Origin of the sequence: Neobacillus drentensis (genome assembly GCF_036965245.1) — a bacterium.
Taxonomy (GTDB): domain Bacteria; phylum Bacillota; class Bacilli; order Bacillales; family Cytobacillaceae; genus Neobacillus; species Neobacillus drentensis_G.
In genome coordinates, this window is record NZ_JBALPG010000223.1 from 1 (window position 1) to 1327 (window position 1327).

Here is a 1327-nt window from a genome sequence, read left to right on the forward strand (position 1 = left end):
TAGTAAAACGCATACCAATTAACAGGATGACAATAGTAATTGTCAATTGTTTAATTAGCGTTATAAATCAGGGGTTAATGGCTAATTTAAATTGGGTGCTGATTTTTAACTAAACAAAACCATACCGGTGATTATTTGGATAATTTTACAAGGGTATTTGGGGTTTTAATTAAACTATATAAAAGATTGTTAAATTATGTACTTAAACAAATGGTGCAGTTGAAGAAGGATTTATTATTTACGTAGTAGAATTATGTTTATATAGGAAAAATATGAGGGATTTTTCATCATTGAAAAAAGAACTACTGGAATACATAAATGTTGCAAGTTTAGTTATTATTGCCATTAGTTTATCTATTATTGCTTGGAACTCCTCGAAACAGGTTTCCTATCTCCAAATGATTGAAGAAAAGTGTTTTCATATATGAGACAGGATAATTGACCAAGAATTAGTTATGAGAGCCCATATTACTTGAATATAAATAGGTAAAAACTGAAGATGGAGGACTGTTTATGGCTTTAGTTGCAATCTATACTGTAGGTAGGTTAAATCAACCCTTTGACCACCCTGCCTCTCGTGAACTTTTTGAAGTGGGATATGAAGTATTTCGTCAGGCAACTAAATCAGGACAACTTATAGAGGCGTTTTCATCTGATGGAGTCCCTTTTCCTGAAGAAGCCATAAAGGGGGATGGTTTCCCTATTCTTACACTTACGGTTTGGAAAAGCCTTCAATCCTTATATCGTTTTACCTATTCAGGTAAGCATATGCAAGCGTTGCGAGATAGGAGCAAATGGATGGAGCCTTATAAAGAGAAACACCTTTCATATGTACAGAGAAGCTGAAGGATGTCTCATGGGATGAGGCATTCAAAAGATACAACTATTATATTCAGAATGGACCCACTTCTTTTGCGTTTGATTTTAAGCACGCGTTTGATGAAAAAGGGGAGACATGCTTGGTTAAGTAGCAGTTGGCTCTCTTGATTAATTGTGAAATTATCCATTTAATCTAAAGATGGCGTTGATCCTTGAAGGATTGACGGTCTTTTTTTATGGTTCTTATTAAGGTGCAGTTCAATAAGAATTTACAATTTATATAAAATATAAAATAAATATATGTCAAAATATAGCAAAGGGGTGTTTGTATGAAAGAAGAAAATAAACCATTTAATGATGTAATAGACCACATTAACAAGATAGAAGGAAATGCTGCAGATGTTACCAAGGATGCTGTAAAAAAGTTGCCAAAACCATTAAAATATTTTGGGTATTTTTTAGCTGGCTTCTTATCAATATCCATCTTGTTAATGATTATTTTAAATTT

The 1327-nt window shown here is 32.7% G+C and carries 1 protein-coding gene; it reads left to right on the forward strand.

Going from position 1 to position 1327, the window contains the following annotated elements:
* The first annotated feature begins 513 nt into the window (after window positions 1–513).
* Window positions 514–846: a DUF3291 domain-containing protein gene (locus tag V7150_RS25780; RefSeq protein WP_335523993.1), complete on the forward strand. Its 333-nt coding sequence runs from the start codon at window positions 514–516 to the stop codon at window positions 844–846.
* Window positions 847–1327 lie beyond the last annotated feature (481 nt).